Source organism: Acidaminococcus timonensis (assembly GCF_900106585.1).
GTDB lineage: Bacteria > Bacillota > Negativicutes > Acidaminococcales > Acidaminococcaceae > Acidaminococcus > Acidaminococcus timonensis.
In genome coordinates this window covers 32,789-54,415 of sequence record NZ_FNWH01000004.1, presented here as the reverse complement: position 1 = coordinate 54,415, position 21,627 = coordinate 32,789, and the positions used below count along the sequence as shown (strand labels likewise).

The following is a 21,627-nucleotide window of genomic DNA, read 5'->3' as shown; positions in this document are numbered from 1 at the left end:
ATCTTTTCCAGGAAAAATATTTGACAACTTCTTTCTCCAGTGCTACGATACAACCATCAATTCAATAAGAACCAGAAACCTTTGAGGTGGAGATAACGCCAGAAAATGTGCGTACAGAGAGTCCGGGAAGCTGAGAGCCGGATCGTGGCAGTCTGACAAATGGACCACTGAGGGCGCGATGAAATCTTCGGAAAGTATCCCGCGACGCAGCACCGACGTTACCGGTGAGGAATGTGTTGGCATTCTGCTGAGGTGTGGAGCGTTGGCTCCATTACAGGGTGGTACCGCAGGTTATGACACCTGTCCTTGTAGGAGGACAGGTGTTTTTTGTTACCCAAAGTGTTTTTTTCGGTACCCGGGTGGAATGATCAGCCCGGGTACCTTTTCTTTTGTCAGATAGGAGGAAATACAAGTGAAACAGCAAAGTCTGGAAGACATCCAAAAAATCGCCGAAGGCTACGCCGCCGTACCGGTGGTCCGTGAAATCCTGGCGGATACGGCCACCCCCATCGGCCTGGTGAGCCTGGTGCGAAAGGAAAGCAACCGGTACTTCCTTCTGGAAAGCCTGGAACAGAACGATCAGGCCGGCCGGTATTCCTTCATCGGCTTTGACCCCATTGCCCGGCTCCGGGCCAAGGACCGGAACGCCCAGGTGGAATTTGCCGGCAGCCGGATCCCGGTGGATCCCAGGCAGCCTCTGGAGGCGCTTCGGTCCATCCTGAAGGCCTACCGGGTTCCCAAGGTATCGGGCCTGCCGCCTTTTACCGGCGGTTTCGTAGGGTATTTCTCCTATGATTTCTTCCAGTACTGCGAACCCAGCCTCCGATTCGATCCGAAGAAAGCCACGGCTTTTCCGGATTTCGACCTGATGCTGTTCGACAAGGTCATTGCCTTCGATCGGGTGCTCCAGAAAATGTACCTGATTGTGAACATCAAGACCGACGATCTGGAAGGGAATTACGCCAAGGCCCAGAAGAACCTGGATGCCATGGAAGCCCTGGTCCGGCAGCCGGTGGCGCCTCCGGCATTCACACCGGCCCGTCTGGGAGAAATCACCAGCAACCAGGACAGGAAAACATATGCTGAGAATGTGGAGAAGATCAAGGAACACATCCGGCAGGGGGACATTTTCCAGGCGGTATATTCCCAGCGGTTCTCCGCCACCTACGACCAGGACTTGTTCAATATGTACCGGATCCTCCGGACCACCAACCCTTCCCAGTACATGGTGCTGCTGAAAAATGACGACCTGGAAATCGCCGGATCCAGTCCGGAAACCCTGATCAAGGTCCAGGACCGGGAAATCACGTCCATGCCCATCGCCGGCACCCGTCGGAGAGGGCGCACGGAAGAGGAAGACAGAGCCCTGGAAAAGGACCTGCAGACGGATCCCAAGGAACTGGCAGAACACAATATGCTGGTGGATCTGGCCCGGAACGATGTGGGCAAAGTAGCAGAATTCGGTTCCGTGAAAGTCCACGATCATCTGCTGATCAAGAAATTCTCTCACGTCATGCACATGACCACCCGGGTGACCGGAACCTTGAAGGAAGACCGGGATGCCATCGATACCCTGTGCGCTGCCTTCCCGGCCGGGACCCTTTCCGGCGCTCCCAAGGTGCGGGCCTGCCAGATCCTGGATGAACTGGAACCGGAACGCCGGGGTCCCTACGGCGGAGGGATGGGCTATCTGGACTTTGCCGGGAACATGGACATCTGCATCGTGATCCGCACGGCCGTCAAGCTGGGGGACAGGGTTTCCTTCCAGACCGGCAGCGGCATCGTGGCCGATTCCAGGGTGGAGGATGAATTCATGGAAACCATCAACAAGGCAGCCGCCGTTCGGCAGGCTCTGGTTGCAACCACGGAGGCATGACATGGAACTGATCATCGATAACTACGACAGCTTTACCTATAACCTGTATCAATACATCGGTACCCTGAACCCGGATGTGAAGGTCATCCGGAATGATGCCATCACGGTGGATGGCATCCGGAAACTGCAGCCGGACCATCTGATCCTGTCGCCGGGGCCCGGACGGCCCTGCGACGCCGGGGTGTGCGAACCGGCCCTGCGGGAGCTGAAGGGAGAATTCCCCATCCTGGGGGTGTGCCTGGGGCATCAGGCCATGGGGGAGGTGTTCGGCGGCACCGTAACTTATGCGAAGCAGCTCATGCACGGCAAGCAGTCCCTGGTGACATTGGACCGGACCTGCCCCCTGTTCAAGGACCTGCCGGAACAGATCCTGGTGGGGCGGTATCATTCCCTGGCCATCGACCCGGACACCCTGCCGGAGGTGCTGAAAGCCACGGCCACCACGGCGGACGGCGAGATCATGGCGGTGCAGCACCGGGATTACCCCATCTACGGCGTCCAGTTCCATCCGGAATCCATCCTGACGCCGGAGGGCATGACCATTATCAAGAATTTCCTGAGCCTCTAACAGAGGCGTTGCAAGAGCAAGGAGGAACCACAAATGATTAAAGAAGCCATCATCAAGTTAGTGAATAAAGGCGATCTGACCTACGACGAAGCCAAGGAGGTCATGCTGGAGATCATGGGCGGAAAGACCACACCCACCCAGAATGCTGCCTTTCTGGCGGCTCTGTCTACCAAGAGCACCAAGGCAGAGACTATCGACGAAATCTCCGGCTGTGCGGAGGCCATGCGGTCCCTGGCCACGCCGGTGCCCCATCCGGGCCTGGAAGTGATGGAAATCGTGGGAACCGGCGGTGACGGTGCCCATTCCTTCAACATCTCCACAACCTCGGCCATGGTGCTGGCGGCCGGCGGCGTGAAAGTGGCCAAGCACGGCAACCGGGCGGCCTCTTCCCTGTGCGGCACGGCGGACTGCCTGGAGGCCCTGGGGGTGAACATCCAGGAAGATCCGGACCTGGCCCTGAAGATGCTGAAAGAGACAGGCTTCTGCTTCCTGTTTGCCCAGAAATACCATGCGGCCATGAAGTACGTGGGACCCATCCGGAAGGAACTGGGCTTCCGCACCGTGTTCAACATCCTGGGGCCGCTGACGAATCCGGCCAAACCGGAACGGTTCCTGCTGGGGGTCTATGACGGCTACCTGGTGGAACCCCTGGCCAAGGTGCTGTGCTCCCTGGGGGTGAAACGGGGGCTGGTGGCCTACGGGCAGGAAAAACTGGACGAAATCTCTCCCAACGGTCCCACCACCATCTGCGAACTGAAGGACGGGTATTACCGGACCAGCGAGATCAAACCGGAAGACTTCGGCCTGATCCCGGGTACGAAGGAAGAACTGGTGGGAGGCACGCCGGAAGTGAATGCCCAGATCACCCGGGACATCCTCTCCGGCAAGCTGCAGGGCACGAAACGGAACGCGGTGCTCATGAACGCCGGGGCAGGCCTGTTCGTGGGTGGCAAGGCGGACACCCTTGCGGATGGGGTGAAGCTGGCAGCGGAACTCATCGACAGCGGCAAGGCCACGGAGACCCTGGAAAAGGTCATCCGGGTCAGCAACCAGTAAGGAAGGCGCGGAACATGATCCTGGATACCCTGGCAGATGCCGCTCGGCAGCGGGTGGCGGAAGCAAAGAAACAGAAATCGCTGCCGGAGCTGCGGAGAGAGGCGGAAGCCCTGTCCAAAGACCGGGCGGGGATCTTCCGGAAGGCGCTCAGCCGGCCGGGACTGAACTTCATCTGCGAAGTGAAGAAGGCGTCCCCCTCCAAAGGGCTCATCGCTCCCGACTTCCCCTATATGGATATCGCCAGGCAGTACGAGGCCGCCGGCGCCGCCGCCATCTCCGTGCTGACGGAACCCACCCGATTTTTGGGCAGCGATCGGTACCTGGAGGAAATCCGAAAGGCGGTGCAGACACCGCTGCTGCGGAAAGACTTCACCGTGGATGCATACATGATCTACCAGGCGAAGATCCTGGGCGCCGATGCAGTGCTCCTCATCGCGGCTCTGCTCAGCGACAGTGAACTCCGGGAATACCGGCTGGCGGCAGAAAGCCTGGGGATGGATGCCCTGGTGGAAGCCCACGATGAAGAAGAAGTGGAACGGGCCCTTGGGAGTGGGGCCCGGGTGCTGGGCGTGAACAACCGGAACCTGAAGGACTTCACCGTGGACATCGGCAACAGCCTGCGGCTGCGGCCCCTGGTACCGGAAAGCATCCCCTTTGTAGCGGAAAGCGGCATCAAGACTAGAACGCAGACGGCCGAGCTGGAACAGGCTGGGGTGAACGGGGTGCTCATCGGCGAGACGCTGATGCGGAGCCCGGACATGAAGGCCATGCTGGCGGAACTGCGGGGGGATGCCCAATGACGAAGATCAAGCTCTGCGGCCTGCGGCGCCCCGAGGACGTGGCCATGGTGAACCGGGCGATGCCCGACTTTGCCGGTTTCGTGTTCGCAAAGGGCAAACGGCAGGTAACGCCGATGGCGGCCCGCACCCTGCGCAGCCTCCTGGACCCGGAAATCCGGGCGGTGGGGGTGTTCGTAAAGGCTCCCATCGATAAAGTGGCGGCTCTCGTAAGCGAGGGAACCATCCAGTACATCCAGCTCCATGGAGACGAAGACAGAGAGTATATCCGGGCACTGCGATGGCGGACGAACGCTCCGATCATCAAAGTGCTCCGGGTAAAGGATGAAACAAGCCTGAAAGACCTGGACACATGGGATTGTGAGTACTTTTTGCTGGATACCTTTGCGGGCAGCCAGTTCGGCGGGATGGGGAAGGCATTCGACCACAGCCTCCTGGGGCAGGTCCAGTTCTCCAAACCCTTTTTCCTGGCCGGGGGCCTGAACCCGGACAACGTGGCGGAAGCCATCCGGGACTATGCCCCCTACGGGGTGGATACCAGCAGCGGTATCGAGACCGATGGATATAAAGACGAAGAAAAGATCCGCGCTTTTGTGCGCGCTGTAAGAAAAGAGGAAAAACCATGAGCAACGGAAGATTTGGCAAACACGGCGGCCAGTATGTATCGGAAACGCTGATGAACGCGGTCCTGCAGCTGGACGAAGCCTATAAGAAATTCAAGGATGATCCGGAATTTTTACAGGAACTGAAGACCCTGTACCATGATTACGCAAACCGGCCCAGCCTGCTGTACTATGCAGAGAAGATGACGAAGGACCTGGGCGGCGCCAAGATTTACCTGAAACGGGAAGATTTGAACCACACCGGCGCCCACAAGATCAACAACGCCCTGGGCCAGTGCCTGCTGGCCAAAAAGATGGGCAAGCACCGGGTCATCGCTGAAACCGGCGCCGGGCAGCACGGGGTGGCCACGGCTACGGTGGCAGCCCTCATGGGCCTGGAATGTGAAGTATACATGGGCAAGGAGGACACCATCCGCCAGGCCCTGAACGTGTACCGGATGGAACTGCTGGGTGCGAAGGTCATCCCTGTGACTACCGGCACGGGCACCCTGAAGGATGCCGTCAGCGAGGCTATGAGAGACTGGGCCACGAACGTGGAGGACACGTTCTATGTGCTGGGCTCCTGCATGGGGCCGCACCCGTACCCCACCATCGTCCGTGACTTCCAGAAGGTCATCGGCGAGGAAGTGAAGGCCCAGATGCTGGAAAAGGAAGGCAGGCTGCCCGATGTGGTCATGGCCTGTGTGGGCGGCGGCAGCAATGCCATCGGCCTGTTCTACGATTTCATCAAGGATAAAGATGTACAGCTGATCGGTGTGGAAGCCGCCGGCCGGGGTGTGAACACCGCCCAGACCGCCGCCACCATCGCCCGGGGCAAACCCGGCATCTTCCATGGCATGGAATCCTACTTCCTGCAGGATGAAGACGGGCAGATTGCTCCCGTGTACTCCATTTCCGCCGGGCTGGATTATCCGGGCATCGGGCCGGAACATGCCAACCTGTACGATACGGGCCGTGCCCAGTACGTGCCCATCACCGACGACGAATCTGTGGCTGCCTTTGAATACCTGTCCCGCACGGAAGGCATCATCCCGGCCATCGAAAGCGCCCATGCTGTTGCCTACGCTATGAAACTGGCACCCACCCTGCCTAAGGACAAGATCATCGTGGTGAACCTGTCCGGCCGGGGAGACAAAGATGTGGCTGCCATTGCCAGATATAAGGGGGTTGATCTCCATGACTAGAATCACGGATGCATTCAAAAAACAGGGAAAGATTTTCATTCCCTTCATTACGGCCGGGGATCCCGACCTGGAAACCACGGAAAAACTGATCTACGCCATGGAGGAAGCGGGCGCCGGACTCATTGAAATCGGGATTCCCTTCTCCGACCCTACTGCCGAAGGACCGGTGATCCTGGAAGCGGATACCCGGGCCCTGGCGGCCGGAACCAAAATCAGGGGCATCTTCGAGATGCTGGCTCGGGTGCGCCGGAAAACCCAGATCCCCATGGTGTTCCTGACCTACGTGAACCCCATCTTCACCTATGGCCGGGAGAAGTTTTTCCAACAGTGCCAGGAAGTGAAGATGGATGGAGTGATCGTGCCTGACGTACCCTATGAGGAAAAAGATACCCTTGCTCCCTATGCGGAAAAATACGGGGTGGAGATCATCTCCATGATTGCCCCCACCTCCCACCAGCGGATCCAGATGATTGCCCGGGAAGCACAGGGATATATCTACCTGGTGTCCTCTCTGGGGGTCACCGGGGTTCGGAAGCAGATCACCACCAACTTGGCGGAGATCGTGAAGAAAATCCGGGAAGTTTCTGACCATCCCATCGCCGTAGGCTTCGGCATCTCCACACCGGAGCAGGCGAAAGAGATGGCCGCCATCAGCGACGGGGCCATTGTGGGCAGTGCCATCGTGAAGCTCTGCGCCAAGTATGGAAAGGCTTGTGTGGAACCGGTGAGGGAATACGTGAAGAAAATGGCTGACGCAGTGGCAGAGGCAAAGTAAGAAAAAAGTCTCTAGTCACTATCAAAAGGACCTGTCCTGTTTTGGGGCAGGTCCTTTCCTTTGGCTCGAGACTCGAGACCCGAGACTTATTTTTCATGCTTTGTTCTCTTTTTTACGGTATAATAAATATATAGACACTTTTCACCAAAAATCTGTAACCCTGCAAAAGGAGACGGCTATGGTACGGAAATACAAGGTATGGATCGCCGGCGTGGTGGCGCTGCTGGCCGTGGTGGTGGGCCTGGCGTTCGCCCTGCGCCCCAAACCCCAGCCCGTGGCAGATGGCACCGGGAAGCTCCACGGAAAACGGAACCTCATGATCATGGGCGTGGACAAACGCAGCGGCGACGTGGGCCGTTCGGACACCCTGATGGTGGCCATGGTGGATCCGGGCAAGGACAAGCTCTCTTTGCTCTCGGTGCCCCGGGATACCCTTGTATCCATTCCCGGCCATGGCTGGGATAAGATCAACCATGCCTATGCCTATGGGGGTCACCAGCTGAGCCAGAAAACCCTGGAAAATTTCCTGGGACTGCAGATTAGCCATTATATACTGGTGGATTTTCAGGGATTCGTAAAACTGGTAGATGCCATCGGCGGTGTGGATATCGATGTGGAAAAAGACATGCAGTATACGGACCCCTATGATGGGGAAACGGGCCTTGTGATCAGTCTCCATGCAGGACGGCAGCATCTGGACGGCACCACGGCCATCCAGTATGTGCGGTACCGGGATGAGGAAGGGGACATTGGCCGGGTGAAACGGCAACAGAAGTTCATGAAAGCCGTGTTCCAGAAACTGTCCGCCACCAATCTGCTGACCCGGGCCCCTGAAATTGCCCGTACCCTGTACCAGAGCATTGATACGGACCTTTCGGTGATGGATCTGGCCAGCCTGCTCATGACCTTTGCCAGGAATGTATCCGGAGAATCCCGGCTGGAGACGGAAATGGTCCAGGGCAGCCCGGCTTACCTGGATGACATCAGCTACTGGATCCCGGATATGGAAGCCCTGGGCCGGCAGGTGACCCGCATGCAGGGCGTGCAGGTGGGCAGCGGCTATACCCTGGCTGCCAGACGGGCCAAGGAAAAATACGACCAGCTGCTGGGTGTGAACAGTACAGCAGAACCCAGTAAGGTCCGGGAAATCAAGATCCAGAACGACCATCTGAAGAAGGCCGTGGAACAATCCCGGAAACTGGAACTGAAGAGAAAGGGCTTGCCGCCTGCCGGTCAGGCCGGGAGCAGCGGAGCAGGGAGTTCGTCTTCCCTGCCGCCCGCACCGAAACAGCGGCCCTTGCAGGCCACCATCGTCAATTGCAGCGGCAGTTCCCAGACCGGGGCCCAGGCTGCTGCGGATGCCCGGAATGCAGGGTTCGTGGTGCTGAGCATCACCACCGGCAATCCCATGGACCAGACCCAGGTCCTGATCAATTCCGGAAGCAGCCGGGCCGAAGAACGGGTAGGCAGCCTGCCCTTCAATTACACGCTGCTCCGGGGTTCCGTGAACCCGGGCAGTGGAGATGCGGTGATCTATGTGGGGAAGGATTATGGGAAGTGAGTAGTGGGCAGTGAATGGGGCTGTGATTTTTTCATCCCCCCAACAGTTTCTATCCCTAGTTGATTCATGTTGAATAAATCGAGTAATAAAAAAATAATGAAAAAACTGAATTATCTCTTGCACATTGTATACAATCGTGCTATAATGCAACTGTAAGTTGAAGTTGCCCCTCATTTGGCCCTTGTTTTTCAAGGGCTTTTTTTTTATGCTTTTTCTTTCCCTATTTCCCAATGGGCTTCTCGTTGACAAAATACCATTACAGGCTTACAATAAAAACCACGACTTATGTATACAAAATGCGAGAGGTGTCTCGCAGTGCAGGAAAGTAGGATGGTAGTTATGACAATCGATATCCATACCCAGTTCATCACCCTGCTGGGTGATCCCCTGGCCCAGTCTTTTGCGGCCCGGATGCAGAACCGGGGGTACGAGGCCGCCGGCCTCAATCTGGTGTATTTTTACACTGTCACCGGTCAGGAACATCTGGGCGACATCATAAAGGGCTTGCGATACATGCCGTTTGCCGGGTTCGCTGTTACAAAGCCCAACAAGGTGAAGGTGCTGGAATATCTGGACGACCTGGATCCCCTGTGCAGGAAGATGGGATCCAGCAACACGGTGGTGAAGCTGCCGGACGGACGGCTGAAGGGCTATAACACCGACGGGATCGGCTTTTACACGGCACTGACGGAAGCGGGCATCGACGTGACGAAGGAGACGTTCTTCTGCTTCGGGTCAGGCGGTGCCGGCCGGGCCATGTGCTCGGTGCTGGCCTACCATGGAGCCCCGAAGATCTATATCACGGATCTGTTCCCGGACAGTGCCCGGAGCCTGGTGGAGGACATCAACCGGAATTTTGCTCCGGTGGCGGAAACAGTTCCCTATCAGGATTTTTCCAGGGTGAAGGATGCCACGGTCGTGATGAATGCCAGCGGGGTGGGCATGGGCAACACCATCGGCGAAACGCCGCTGCCTCCGGAATTCATCCGGAAAGGCCAGTTTTATTTCGATGCCTGTTACAATCCGGCCCGGACCCGGTTCCTGCAGAATGCAGAGCAGGCTGGCTGCCGGGTGTTGAACGGGCTGACCATGAGCCTGTACCAGGGTACGGCCCAGATCGAACTTTGGACGGGGCACAAGGCTCCGGTAGAAGCCATGCGGCAGGAACTCCTCCAGATCCTGGCCGGGAAGGAAGCAAAGTAGCAAAGGAGAAATATCATGGAGAACAAGAAGGAAAGCAGCAAAGCAATTCAAAAGACAAATTCCATCGCTCTGATCCATTGGCTGGATCTGCACCTGGAAGAGACGTTCCTGGTGGTGATGCTGGTCCTCATTGCCTGCGTCACCATGCTGCAGGTCATTGTCCGGAAAATCCCCGGGGTGGCGTCTCTGACCTGGGCAGAAGAACTGTGCCGGTTCCTGTGGATCTGGAGCGTTTTTCTTTCTCTGCCCTATACCATCCGTACGGACAGCATGCTGCGGGTGGGAGTGCTGAAGGACCTGCTGCCGGAGAGCTTACGGAAGATACTGAACCTGGTGGTGGATGCCATGACCCTGGGGTGCATGGCAGTGCTGGGACTATTTTCCTGGCAGGTGGTGGGGACCATCCAGGAAAGCCATGAAATCTCGCCGGCCATGCAATGGCCCATTGCCTTTGTGTACAGTTTCATGCTCATCGGATTCGTCCTGGCCGCTCTGCGGGCCGTACAGCAGCTGTGGTTCCACGTGCAGCATCTGCAGGAAAAGGAACTGTCCACCATGGAACAGACCTTCCAGGAGGCGGAAGCCGAAGCGGCTCTGGCCCGGGGAGGGGATGACTGATGTCTGCGGTACTGATTTTTTCTGTATTCCTGCTGGCCATTGCCATTTCTCTGCCCATTGGCATCAGTATGATCCTAGGGGCTACGGCACCCATCGCCCTGCTGCACCAGGGGGGAACCATGGGGCAGCTGCTGCATAACGCATTTTCCGGGGCCAATTCGACCCCGATCCTGGCCGTGCCCCTGTTCATCCTGGGCGGTGTGATCATGGCCAAGGGCGGCATTTCCCGGAAGCTGTTTGACTTCTTTGCGTTTTTTGCAGGCCGGTTCACCGGCGGGCTGCCCTGTGCCGTGATCCTGACCTGTCTGTTCTATGGAGCCATTTCAGGTTCCGGACCGGCCACCACGGCGGCGGTAGGGGCTATGTGCGTCCCCTTCCTGACGGAACTGGGCTATGACAGGACCTGGAGCGCCGGACTGGTGGCGGTGGCAGGAGGCCTGGGGGTTATCATCCCGCCGTCCATTCCCTTCGTACTGTATTCCCTGGCCACCGGGGTCTCCACAGGCAAGCTGTTCCTGGCCGGGATCCTGCCGGGCGTTCTGGTGGGGCTGGCGCTCATGGTCTATGCGGTCATCTACTGCCTGCACCGAGGCGAAGACAAGGCCAAGGTGCAGGAGCGGATGGCGGAACTGTCCCGCCGGGGTTTCTGGAAGCTGCTGAAAGAGAGTCTCTGGGCCCTGCTGTGCCCGGTCATCGTGCTGGGAGGCATTTATACCGGGTTCACCACACCTACGGAAGCGGCGGCGGTTTCTGTGTTCTATGCCCTGCTGGTTTCCCTGTTCCTGTACCATACCATGACGGTCCGGGATATCCTGCCCCTTTTGCGGGAATCCGTCCACACCTATGGGGGCCTGGCCTTTGTACTGGCCTTTGCCACGGCCTTCGGACGGGTGCTGTCCATGACCCGGGCGACCCGGGTGGTGGAAAGCTTTATCCTGGGGAATTTCACCTCGGGCATTGCTGTACTGACAGTATTGGTTGTGTTCTTCCTGCTGCTGGGTATGGTGATGGATACGGGACCGGCCATTATCATCCTGGTACCGGTGCTGCTGCCTGCCTGCAAAAAGCTGGGCATCGACCCGGTACACCTGGGTGTGGTGTTGGTAAGCTGCCTGTCCATTGGACTGGCAACGCCGCCCTTCGGCCTGGACCTGTTCGTGGCCGGGAACATTGCCAACCAGCAGCCCATGCGTGTAGCGAAAAAATCCGTCCCCTTCCTCTGTGCGTTCCTGGTGGCGTTACTGGGAATCACCTACATCCCCTGGCTGTCCACCTGGCTGCCCAGTCTGTGGTAGGAATTGCAGCCTGAAAAGGAGAAAGGGACGATGCATATGAACATGAAAAAACTGATTACGGCGTGCCTGGCAGGCCTGCTGCTACTGGGCCTCAGCGGCTGCGGAAGCCGGAAGGAACAGAAACAGGCAGCAGCCAAAGGACCCTATGCCGATCTGCCCCAGGTGACCCTGGTGGGGGGCGATTCCTCCGGGAAAGGCTCCGTAGGCCAGCGATTCGGGGAACTGGTGGCCAAAAAAGTGGCGGCCAAAACGGAAGGCCGCCTGAAAATCGATTACCATCCCAACGCTGAACTGGGTGGGGATGAAGACCTGCTGCGCCAGCTGCGGGCCAACGACATTCAGCTGGTGGTGGGGCAGATGGCTCCGGTGACGGCCTTCGTACCCGAGGGCGCTGTATTCGATCTGCCCATGGTGTTCGCTCCCTATGATGGGAAGACCATCGACCGGGTGCTGAACGGAGACGGTCCTTTCCGGAAAAAACTGGCCGCTGCCTATGACCGGTCAGGGCTCCATTATATGGGGACCCTGCAGAACGGCACCTACCGGCTCATGACCTCCAACAGGCCGGTGCGGACCATCGAAGATTTCAGGAATATGAAGATCCGTACCATGAGCAACAAGAACCATATGGCCTTCTGGTCAGCCTTGGGGGCCAATCCTACGCCTCTGGCCTGGCCGGAACTGTATTTCTCCCTCCAGAGCGGCATTGTGGATGCAGAAGAGAATGCGGCAGATACCATTGTTTCTGCCCATTTCAATGAAGTACAGAAATATGTGGCCGAAACCAATGTGATCCTGTACGCCAATGAAATGGTCCTGAACAAAAAAGCCTTTGACGCATTGCCGGAAGCCTATCAGAAAGTGCTGGAGGAATCGGTGCAGGAAGCCATGAAAGAACTGGCGTCCTGCCTGGTGCAGGTGGACAGGGACGGAAAGGACCAGCTTCAGAAAAAAGGCATGATCCTGGTGACCTACCAGCCGGAATTTTACCAGAAAGTCCGGAATCTGCCGGCCATCCAGGAACTGTACAGAAAAATCGACGCCCAGACCGGCGGCCTGGGGACACTGATGGTGGAGGAACTGGAGAAAGCAAAATCCTAACAAGAAACAGGATTGAAGAAATGGCTGTATGCTCATTTTTTGTGCGTGCAGTCATTTTTATATAGCAAATCAGGCCTTTAGAGGTATTGAGCATGGCTATTTTTCCCAGAATGGAAAATAAAAAAGAGAGCAAAAGACCCGCATAATGATGTGACCCCAAAAAGTTAGACCTTAGTAACGAGATGGTTTTTACCGTCTCGTTACTTTTTTATGCTGCCTGCAAGGAAAGCCTGTATTGAACAGGACTTTTCCAGCCCAGTTTTTCCTTGATTCTTTGCTCGTTATAGTATTTGATGTATCGTTCGATAGCGCCTTTTAATTCTTTGTAGCTGTAGTAGGTCACTCCGTAATATATTTCCTGCTTCAGTAAGCCGAAGAAGTTTTCCATTACAGCGTTATCATGACAGTTGCCTTTTCGAGACATGCTCTGAAAAATTCGTTCGTTTTTTAGTCTTTTGGTATAGAATTTCATTTGGTATGCCCAGCCCTGATCGGAGTGAAATGTTCTTCGATACGGACAATCAGCAGTAATTTTGATTGCTTTGGCTTGAGCTTCCAGTATGCTGTTAGCCGAAGGATATTTGGCTATTCCATAGCTGATGATTTCATTATTGAACATGTCCAGGAAAGGATCCAGATAAAGCTTGCGCAGAGTCAAATGTCCCTGTGAATCTGCTTCATAGTATTTGAATTCTGAAGTGTCGGTCGTAATCTTCTGGTGAGGGATATTCGTCTCAAAACGACGATGTATCCTATTTGGAGCAATGGTTCCTACCTTACCCTTATAGGAGCTGTATTTACGGCTCTTCCGGGTAAAAGATGTTACCTGAAGGCTCAGTTTCTGCATGATACGTTGAACTTTCTTCTTGTTCACGCAAATCCCTTGGTTCTTTAGCTCACCGGTCATGCGACGGTATCCATAATCTTTATGCTGGCTGCGGATTTCCTGTATTTTCTCCTCTACTTCCTGGTCTGGATTCTCGCGGTCAAACCGTTTCTGCCAGTACATATAGGTTGCTTTGGGCATTTGCGTATAGGAGAGAATGTCTTTCAACTTGAATGATCCTCGGAGACTGGAGATGATTTTCGCAACTCTCTCATTTTTGCTTCGTCCTCTAAACGCAGTCTCCTCAGTTCTTTTAAAAAAGCATTCTCTATTCGGAGTTTAAGGTTTTCATTCTCTAACTCCTGGACATGTTCCACACTGATGTTGACCATCGGTTGTTGAACCTGGGTATCTGTTTTTTTGGGTTTTGATTGGCTCAAAGTCTTTTTCCTACCTTTTTTATGTGACCGTAACGCATCCGGCCCCGCAATTTTAAATTCATTGACCCATCTGGAAATCAATGACGGATTGTTGATTCCTACACGAATTGCCAATTCCTGATATGAGATTTCATTTGTTGTCAAGGCCGGGTTCAATTTGACCCATTTGGCCGGTTAAAAGTGACCCAATAAAACGGTAAATTCAATGCTTTTTCTGCCTTAGGGCCGGAAGTCCTTAAAGCCGGTTTTCCCAAGGCCGGGCTGGGGGACGGCCGGATTCAAACCTGCACGCAGACGATCTTTCAGCCGGTAACTCTCACCTCTAATATTTATCACATGAGCATGGTACAGCAATCGGTCCAGGATAGCAGTCGCAATCACTGAATCGCTCATGAGTTCACCCCAGTCACTGAAATACTTGTTGCTGGTCATAATTATGGTGCCCCGCTCGTAGCGGGCACAGACAATCTGGAACAGCAATTCTGCCTGCTGCCGGCTCAGCTGCATATAGCCAACTTCATCTATCACCAGGACATCTGGCCGGGCGTAAAATTTGCAGCGCCTGGACAACAGCCTTTTTTCCCGACGCTTTTCCAGATCTTCAATAAGATGGGCTAGCGTAATGAAGTATGCGGTTTTGCCGTGGTGCAGGGTTTCTACCGCAAACGCGGTGGCCAGGTGCGTCTTGCCGACCCCCGGCGGGCCCAGCAGGATCAGATTTTCACCTCGTTCCACAAAAGCAAGTGTACGCAGTTCCTGGAGCTGTTTCGGATTCAGGCTGGGCTGGAACGAAAAATCGAATTCCTCCAGGGTCTTCACGGCCGGGATCCGCGCAGCTTTCATCCTTTTCCGGATGGCTTTCTCAGTTCGTTCCTTCTGTTGAAAGCTCAGGAGCTGGTCGAGAAACGAAATAAAAGTCGAGTCTTTTGCAGCGGCCGTTTCCAGAAGGGCATCCAGCTGGCAGGCTGCCTCCGGCATATTGAATTCAGCCAGGAGCTGCCTGGCATGCTCCACTTCAAGCATTGGATACCACCTCCATCAGCCTGTCGTAAAGGGCTAGAGGTCGTTTCACCACATCCTCTTTCATCTGGATTCCTGCCGTTCGAGGGTAAGCAATGCCTTCCTTTGCCTCCAATCCGCTGTATTGCGCCTGCTGCGGAACATAATATCCCTTTACTTCAGAGAGCGGTATATCTGCCACAGGAAGGTTATCTACGAATACCTGTACATGGTTCTGGTACAGCCGGACCCGGGCTTCTCTGCCGCTGTAATGCCAATCTATACCATAGAGATGACCATCGAAACTGACGAATCCATCTTTGGAAATCCGCCGATCTTCCCAGCGGTAACGGTTACGCAGTTCCTGAGGCGGGAGCGGGTTCAAATGCTCGGCCGCCAATTCCTGCAGAGGGATTTTCCCTGTAGTCCCATGCTTCTTGCCGTTCACATGCTGGCACCATTGAAGAGCCTGACGGTTCAGGTCGTACAGATTGGTGAAACGTCTTCCAGGCAGGAAATTCTCCTTGAGATAACGGACAGAACGTTCCACCTTCCCTTTCGTCTGAGGCCGGCGTACCTTACAGGTGGAAGGCTTGAAGCCCATATCGGCACAGAAACTTTCGAAAGCGGGAAGGAAGATGGTCTTACCGGCCTCGTGTTTCAGGACAACTGTCTTCATGTTGTCTGTCAGCACAACATCAGGAACTCCGCCGAAATATTCGAAAGCGTTCAGGATGCAGCGTTCCAGGCTTTTGAGGTCACACCGCTTTGTGAATTCCACGTACCTGGCCCTGGAGTATCCCAGGGTCATGACGAAAGCCGGAACTTTATGGAATTCGCCATCTGTGCCCAAATATTGGCAGATTCCCCAATCCATCTGGGCTTGTCTGCCGGGCTCGGTTTCATACCGTGGCACAGCCGGGATGGTCTTTGGCGGACGAAAAACGTGGACATAATCCTTGATGATGGTCTTCCCACCGGTGTAACCCATCTGTTGCAAGGTCTCCAGGATGACGACGCAGTTGAATATGCCATCGTGCATCATCTGGTTGACCTGCGGCTTAAAGGGATCCAGAATGGAACCGCGCTTATGAGGTTGCTCCGGCAGAGTAGCCACTTGCATATACTTCTTGGCCGTATTCTTGGAAATATTCTGCTCTTTACCGATAGCATATGCGCTCTTGCCTTTTCTTGCACTATCGCGTATTATCATAATAAGCCCACTTCCTATCATTTGGACTACCTCCTAACAAGTTTGGTCGCTTATTATTATGGTAATCCACTTTGGTATGAGGTGGGTCATTTTTTTCCGGCCCTTTAGGTCAATTATAGTCCGGCCTTAACATTTGTTAAGTAAGACTCTACCACAGAAAGTTTTTCTTTGAAAGAGTATATTTTTTGAGAGCGAGATCTCTTCAGACCATTATCTCCAAATGCCTTGTAAGCAGCAGCCCACTTTAGCAGCTGGCTGCTACTTGCCATCCCATATTTACGTGAAATAGAAATACACCCTTTGTCACTGTTCAAGTATTCCAGTACTATTTTTTTCTTAAATTCATAGCTGTGTCTTGCCATAAAAAAACTAACCCCCAATTGTTAGATTTTTGGTCTAACAATTGGGGGTCAGCTCATAAAGGAGTAAAATACCTTTGTGCGGGTTGAGTTTCGTATGGATGAGGAGGCAGGAAATAGTGAACCATGCCCAGCTTTTTACTGTTTTTTTTGATGTGTTCTGTCCTTTGGCAACAGGATATTTCCTGCGGCGGCGGAACTGGATGACGATGGCTCAGTGCAATGGGATGATGCTGTTCAATGTAGTGGTGCTGATCACGGTCATGAATCTGCTCAGTTTCTGGATTCTGCCTCTGAAAGGAAATCTGCTTCTGCTGCCTTTCCTGAGTCTTTTGGTGGCCTTCCTGTCAGCGGGAATGATGGTCCCCTTATGCCGCCACCTGTCTTTTGTGGATCAGGGGACCCTAGTAGTGGCTGCCATGCTGGCCAATATCGGGACCCTGGCCGGTATCTGCGGATATATTCTCTATGGGGAATTGAGCTTTGCTTATATCCAGCTTTTTGCCGTGCCCCAGAATATCCTGATGGTGGTGCTGGCTTTTCCCCTGGCCCAGTATTATGCTGCCCGGGAAGGCAGTACTGACGGAGCGGCTCCTTTGCATTTCAGCCTCCGGGAACTGCTCTTTACCCGGAAACAGCTGGGCGTGGCCGGGATGCTGATTGGACTGGGGCTGCAGCTGTTCCAGGTGGAACGCCCTGCATGTGTCACCGATTTTTTTCGACTGCTGGTCCATATCCAGGCCTGGATCGCTTTCACGCCTGTGGGCTATACCATTGATTTCCATCGGGCTTATCGCTGCCTGCGGCAGGCTGCAGGGCTGTTTCCCATTCGATTCCTGCTGGTGCCTCTGCTGATCTGCGGGGCTTCCAGCCTGGTGGTTGCAGACCCGGTACTCCTGGGGACCATTTTCCTGGCCTCCTCAGCGCCTGTTGCCATCAATGCGGTGATCACCGCCCAGCTTTTCCACCTGAACGTAGATCTGTCGGTAGCGGCCTTCCTGGAAACGACGGTTGTCTATGTGGCGGTCATTTTCCCCATTGGATACTGGATGTTTTGTTATAGGTAAAGCACGATTTTTCTTTATATTATATCAAAGGAAACAGCCTCTTAAGAAGTTCTGCAGGAAGTTGGCCTGGCGCTGATGCGGGACCTGCCGTTCCGAAAGTGACGGCAGAACCGAAACGGCCGCCTCCAATGCGGGTAATGGCTCCCATGGCTCCCATGGACATAGTAATCACCGGTGTGCGGGGGTGTTCTTCCTTCATTTCCAAAGTGGCTTCCAGCAGGGTCAGTACGTCCTTTTCCGTCCGGGGCATCACGGCTGCTTTGGCCAGGTCGCAGCCCAGCTCCTGCATGGTACACAGGGTACGGACCAGTTCCTCCCGGGAAGGGGTCTTCTGGAAATTATGGAAGGATCCCACTACTTTGATTCCGGAATCGTGGGCTTGAGCAACCAGATGTTCCATCACCTGGAATCCCCGTGACAGTTCCACATCAATCAAGTCCAGGGGCCCGTTGGCAATGACTTCTTCCAAAAGGGCCACGTAGTCATCGGTGGAGATTTCCAGCATCCCGCCTTCTGCTGTTGTACGTACGGTGAAAAGCAGAGGAAGATGGGGAATCCGCTTCTGGAAAAGAGCCAGTGGGGACCGCCAGCTGCCTGGCTCCCGAATGGAATCATAGCAGTCCGCCCGCCATTCAACCATATCACAGGGTGATTTTTCCAGAGTCTCCAGGGCGTCTTCCAGGGCTGACAGGGTGGGGGCTGTCAGGGGAACGGCGATTTTCGGGTGCCCGTCGCCGATTGCCAGATTTTTTACAAGTACAGGTTGGGCCATGATGGATATGCTCCTTTTTTCTTCTTTGTTCCAGTATACGGCAGCCGGTGGAAAAGTGTCAATAAAGGCTGCTGGCTGCATACAGAAAGGCTGAAGTTTCAGGACAGTCCTCCCGGATGTTTTCCTGTCGGATAAAATTATGCAAAAGTTCGAAAAATTCAAAAATCCATGGTATAATTTTCCTGTACCCTGCCGCAGACAGCGGCTGTATCACCAAAAATGCCATTGCAGAAAGAAGGAATGCCCCATGGCGGATCAACCCAAGAAACAAAGAAAAATGCTCAGTTCCTATTCCATCGTTTTCCTGTTCCTGATCTTCACAGCCATCCTGACCTGGTTCGTGCCCCAGTCCGTGGTCATCAACGACCATGGAACCAAGAAAATCATCTATGATGCCATCCTGGTGAAGGGAAAAGTGATGGCCGGCCAGGGGCTCCAGCCCATGGGGCTGTGGGACATCATCATGGCCCCGGCCAAGGGGTTCGTGAAGGCGGCCCAGCTGTGCTTTGCCCTCTTGATGGCCGGAGCGTTCCTCCATCTGCTGAACTATGTGGGAGCCATGCGGGCCGGGATCGGCTGGCTGCTGAAGCGGTTCACCGGCAAGACCCTGATTGTGGTGCTGACCTTCTTCTCCGCCCTTTTCGGGGCCGTTTACGGCCTCTGGGAAGAGATCCCCGCCTATTCCATGGCGGTGGTGCCCCTGTTCGTCCTGGCCGGATATGATGTGGTCACCGGCATCGGGGTGCTGACGGTGGGGGCCACGGCCGGCAACATGGCCAGCGTGGTGAACCCTTTCTCCCTGGGGGCTGCCGTGGGGGCCATCGGCAATGAAAGCCTGTCCCTGGGCAGCGGCATCGTCCTGCGGCTGGTGCTTTTCGCCGTGCTCTATCTGGTGGCCCTGGCCTATGTGCTCCAGTATGCGGCCCGGGTGAAGAAAGATCCCTCCAGATCCATTGTGGCCGGACTGCCGGTGAACACCATGGTGGAGGAAAGGCAGGAAGAGGTGGAAATCACCTCCCGTCAGGCTCTTTCCATCGGGCTCCTGGTACTGATCGTCATTGCCATGATCTGCGGCTATGTGCCCTGGGACTCCATTAAATTTGCGGATGGAACCACGGCAAAGACCCTGGTGAATCTGCCTTTTACCACCCTGGCCAAGGTACCGGTACTGGGGAACCTGCTGGGCGCGGAACATTACACCCAGTTCGGAGACTGGTATTTTGAAGAATTTTCCTTCGTATTCCTGGCCGGTGCCCTGCTGCTGGGAATCATCAACAAGATCCCGGAAGCCACCTTCATCAAAGAATTCATCGCCGGAGCCCGGGACCTGCTCAGCGTGGTGCTGGTGCTGGCCATTGCCAATGGGATTTCCGTGATCATGGGCAGCAAGACCGCCGGCATGTCCGTCACCTTTGTGTACTGGATCCAGAATGCCCTCCAGGGCGTGCCTTCCTGGGCTTTCTCCCTGGCCGTCATCCTGTCCTATGTGGCCATCGGGTTCTTCATGCAGTCCACCAGCGGGGTAGCCGGGATCACCATGCCCATCCTGGGGGCCGTGGCCTATGCCCTGTATGAAACCGCTCCCATCGGGCCGGTGGGGGGCCAGGTACTGCTGATCGCCAGCTTCACCATCGGGCTGAACTTCACCAGTGCCCTGTATCCCAGTGCCACCAACATGGGGACTTTGGAACTCTACAAGGTACCCTATGACATCTACCTGAAGTTCATCCTGAAAGGGGCCCTGCTGCTGCTCGTTACCGGCGGGATCATCGTTTCCGTGGCGCCCATGCTGGGCATCCTGTAACCTTTTGGGGTATAATGGAACCAATCAACAAGAAAAGGAGTTTTGCTGTCATGACCGTACTGGATTCTCTGGAACCCCGCCGGGTGTTCCATTTCTTTGAAGAAATTTCCCGGATTCCCCATGGGTCCGGCCATACCAAAGCCATCAGTGACTGGCTGGTGGAATTTGGCCGGAAACGGGGCCTGGAAGTCCGTCAGGATGCCCTGAACAATGTGGTCCTGGTGGGACCGGCTTCTCCCGGATATGAACAGGCAGAGCCGGTGATTTTCCAGGGCCACATGGACATGGTCTGTGAAAAGGCCCCGGACTGCCCCAAGGACATGGAAAAGGAAGGCCTGGACCTGGAAGTGTCCGGGGATGAAATCACCGCCCGGGGGACCACCCTGGGGGCGGATGACGGGATTGCCGTGGCCATGGGCCTGGCCCTGCTGGATGATCCATCCATTCCCCGGCCCCGGCTGGAAGCGGTGTTCACCGTGGACGAGGAAACCGGCATGCTGGGAGCAGTGAATCTGGATGCCAGCGGACTTGCAGGCCGGCGGATGATCAATATGGATTCGGAGGAAGAAGGGGTCTTCACCTCAGGCTGTGCCGGCGGAGTGGATGTGAACTGCGCCCTGCCCGTCCGGCGGGAAGCCTTTGCCGGCACCTGCCTGGAACTGAAGATCAGCGGCCTGACAGGGGGCCACTCTGGAGCGGAAATCCACAAGGGAAGGGCCAACGGGGACAGGCTCATGGGCCGTCTCCTGCTCCATCTGGACCGGGAAGTCCTGTACCGGCTGGTGGAAGTGGAAGGGGGAACCAAGGACAACGCCATTCCCCGGGAAGCCAGGGCGGCTGTGCTGACTCCCGAACCGGAAAAACTCCGGCAGGCAGTGGCGGCTTTTGACCGGATTCTCCGGCAGGAATTCCAGGTGACCGATCCGGACCTCCAGGTGACGGCAGAGCCGGCAAGGGCGGAACGCATGCCCATGGACCGGGAATCCACGGAAAAGGTCCAGTGTCTCCTGACCAGTCTGCCGGGAGGGGTCCAGGTCATGAGTCCGGAACTGGAAGGCATGGTCCAGACCTCCCTGAACCTGGGGATCCTCTATACGGAAGACGGGCAGGTGTGCGCTGGCCTGCTGGTGCGCAGCAGTGTGGAAAGCCAGAAGGAAATGGTGGCGGAACAGATCGAAGGGCTGCTGCGGCAGCTGGGAGGACAGGCCATCCGCTCCGGGGACTATCCGGGCTGGGCCTACCGGGCAGATTCGCCTCTCCGGGACCTGTTTGTCCAGGTGTACCGGGAACAGTATGGAAAGGAACCCAAAGTGGAAGCCATCCACGCCGGGGTGGAATGTGGCATGTTCGCCGCCAAGCTCCCGGGACTGGACTGCATTTCCCTGGGGCCCACCCTGACGGAAATCCATACGTATCGGGAAACCATGCACATCGCTTCCGTCCAGCGGACCTGGAACCTGCTGCTGGAAGTACTGAAACGGATGAAATGA

Annotated in this window: 21 protein-coding genes; 15 read left to right on the top strand and 6 right to left on the bottom strand. The window is 55.6% G+C overall.

The genetic code is table 11. The features are described from left to right. Nucleotides 1–412: 412 nt before the first annotated feature. From trpE to BQ5462_RS00540, 12 genes are all read left to right on the top strand, one after another. Nucleotides 413–1,876 (top strand): anthranilate synthase component I, encoded by a 1,464-nt coding sequence (gene trpE, locus BQ5462_RS00595; RefSeq protein ID WP_071141519.1) that lies wholly within the window; start codon nucleotides 413–415, stop codon nucleotides 1,874–1,876. A 1-nt stretch (nucleotide 1,877) separates the two neighbouring features. After that, nucleotides 1,878–2,444 (top strand): anthranilate synthase component II, encoded by a 567-nt coding sequence (locus tag BQ5462_RS00590; protein ID WP_071141518.1) that lies wholly within the window; start codon nucleotides 1,878–1,880, stop codon nucleotides 2,442–2,444. A gap of 33 nt (nucleotides 2,445–2,477) precedes the next feature. Then, nucleotides 2,478–3,500: an anthranilate phosphoribosyltransferase gene (gene trpD, locus BQ5462_RS00585; RefSeq protein WP_071141517.1), complete on the top strand. Its 1,023-nt coding sequence runs from the start codon at nucleotides 2,478–2,480 to the stop codon at nucleotides 3,498–3,500. A gap of 14 nt (nucleotides 3,501–3,514) precedes the next feature. Further along, nucleotides 3,515–4,300 carry an indole-3-glycerol phosphate synthase TrpC gene (trpC, locus tag BQ5462_RS00580; protein WP_071141516.1) on the top strand — a complete coding sequence of 262 codons (786 nt, stop codon included), beginning with the start codon at nucleotides 3,515–3,517 and terminating at the stop codon, nucleotides 4,298–4,300. Next, nucleotides 4,297–4,923, top strand: a complete 627-nt coding sequence (locus tag BQ5462_RS00575) for a phosphoribosylanthranilate isomerase (protein ID WP_071141515.1) — start codon at nucleotides 4,297–4,299, stop codon at nucleotides 4,921–4,923. Before trpC ends, BQ5462_RS00575 begins: the two co-directional genes overlap by 4 nt. After that, entirely contained in the window at nucleotides 4,920–6,104 is a 1,185-nt protein-coding gene (gene trpB / locus BQ5462_RS00570; protein ID WP_071141514.1) for a tryptophan synthase subunit beta, read from the top strand. The genes BQ5462_RS00575 and trpB overlap by 4 nt, the downstream gene beginning before the upstream one ends. Continuing rightward, the gene (gene trpA / locus BQ5462_RS00565) at nucleotides 6,097–6,879 is read left to right on the top strand and encodes a tryptophan synthase subunit alpha (protein ID WP_071141513.1); all 783 of its coding nucleotides are present in this window, start codon (nucleotides 6,097–6,099) and stop codon (nucleotides 6,877–6,879) included. The genes trpB and trpA overlap by 8 nt, the downstream gene beginning before the upstream one ends. Before the next feature lie 178 nt (nucleotides 6,880–7,057). Further along, on the top strand, nucleotides 7,058–8,440 hold the full coding sequence (locus tag BQ5462_RS00560; RefSeq protein ID WP_071141512.1) for an LCP family protein: 1,383 nt from the start codon (nucleotides 7,058–7,060) through the stop codon (nucleotides 8,438–8,440). Nucleotides 8,441–8,779: 339 nt separating this feature from the next. Further along, nucleotides 8,780–9,643: a shikimate dehydrogenase family protein gene (locus tag BQ5462_RS00555; RefSeq protein WP_071141511.1), complete on the top strand. Its 864-nt coding sequence runs from the start codon at nucleotides 8,780–8,782 to the stop codon at nucleotides 9,641–9,643. Nucleotides 9,644–9,658: 15 nt separating this feature from the next. Further along, on the top strand, nucleotides 9,659–10,261 hold the full coding sequence (locus BQ5462_RS00550; RefSeq protein ID WP_205407909.1) for a TRAP transporter small permease: 603 nt from the start codon (nucleotides 9,659–9,661) through the stop codon (nucleotides 10,259–10,261). After that, complete coding sequence (locus BQ5462_RS00545; RefSeq protein ID WP_071141510.1) at nucleotides 10,261–11,556, top strand: TRAP transporter large permease; 1,296 nt, start codon at nucleotides 10,261–10,263, stop codon at nucleotides 11,554–11,556. The genes BQ5462_RS00550 and BQ5462_RS00545 overlap by 1 nt, the downstream gene beginning before the upstream one ends. Nucleotides 11,557–11,592: 36 nt before the next feature. Then, nucleotides 11,593–12,657 carry a TRAP transporter substrate-binding protein gene (locus BQ5462_RS00540; protein WP_235819526.1) on the top strand — a complete coding sequence of 355 codons (1,065 nt, stop codon included), beginning with the start codon at nucleotides 11,593–11,595 and terminating at the stop codon, nucleotides 12,655–12,657. 208 nt (nucleotides 12,658–12,865) lie between these two features. On the opposite strand, the gene BQ5462_RS00535 is transcribed toward BQ5462_RS00540, so the two are convergent. The 5 genes from BQ5462_RS00535 to BQ5462_RS00515 all read right to left on the bottom strand — a co-directional run bounded on the left by BQ5462_RS00535 (nucleotide 12,866) and on the right by BQ5462_RS00515 (nucleotide 16,497). Next, complete coding sequence (locus BQ5462_RS00535) at nucleotides 12,866–13,738, bottom strand: IS3 family transposase (RefSeq protein ID WP_235819542.1); 873 nt, start codon at nucleotides 13,736–13,738, stop codon at nucleotides 12,866–12,868. Then, a complete protein-coding gene (locus BQ5462_RS00530) occupies nucleotides 13,708–14,067 on the bottom strand; it encodes a helix-turn-helix domain-containing protein (protein ID WP_205407908.1) in 360 nt (119 codons plus the stop codon). Before BQ5462_RS00530 ends, BQ5462_RS00535 begins: the two co-directional genes overlap by 31 nt. Nucleotides 14,068–14,142: 75 nt before the next feature. Further along, nucleotides 14,143–14,946, bottom strand: a complete 804-nt coding sequence (istB, locus tag BQ5462_RS00525; protein ID WP_071141508.1) for an IS21-like element helper ATPase IstB — start codon at nucleotides 14,944–14,946, stop codon at nucleotides 14,143–14,145. Beyond that, the gene (gene istA / locus BQ5462_RS00520; RefSeq protein ID WP_205407907.1) at nucleotides 14,939–16,135 is read right to left on the bottom strand and encodes an IS21 family transposase; all 1,197 of its coding nucleotides are present in this window, start codon (nucleotides 16,133–16,135) and stop codon (nucleotides 14,939–14,941) included. The genes istB and istA overlap by 8 nt, the downstream gene beginning before the upstream one ends. Nucleotides 16,136–16,248: 113 nt before the next feature. Then, complete coding sequence (locus BQ5462_RS00515) at nucleotides 16,249–16,497, bottom strand: helix-turn-helix domain-containing protein (RefSeq protein ID WP_205407906.1); 249 nt, start codon at nucleotides 16,495–16,497, stop codon at nucleotides 16,249–16,251. Between the two features lie 116 nt (nucleotides 16,498–16,613). Here BQ5462_RS00515 and BQ5462_RS00510 point away from each other — a divergent pair, with 116 nt between their 5' ends. Further along, a complete protein-coding gene (locus BQ5462_RS00510; protein ID WP_083378015.1) occupies nucleotides 16,614–17,561 on the top strand; it encodes an AEC family transporter in 948 nt (315 codons plus the stop codon). Between the two features lie 19 nt (nucleotides 17,562–17,580). On the opposite strand, the gene aroD is transcribed toward BQ5462_RS00510, so the two are convergent. Beyond that, entirely contained in the window at nucleotides 17,581–18,333 is a 753-nt protein-coding gene (gene aroD / locus BQ5462_RS00505) for a type I 3-dehydroquinate dehydratase (RefSeq protein ID WP_071141749.1), read from the bottom strand. A 247-nt stretch (nucleotides 18,334–18,580) separates the two neighbouring features. Here aroD and BQ5462_RS00500 point away from each other — a divergent pair, with 247 nt between their 5' ends. Then, nucleotides 18,581–20,137: a YfcC family protein gene (locus BQ5462_RS00500; RefSeq protein ID WP_012937691.1), complete on the top strand. Its 1,557-nt coding sequence runs from the start codon at nucleotides 18,581–18,583 to the stop codon at nucleotides 20,135–20,137. A gap of 50 nt (nucleotides 20,138–20,187) precedes the next feature. Next, nucleotides 20,188–21,627 (top strand): aminoacyl-histidine dipeptidase, encoded by a 1,440-nt coding sequence (locus BQ5462_RS00495; protein WP_071141505.1) that lies wholly within the window; start codon nucleotides 20,188–20,190, stop codon nucleotides 21,625–21,627.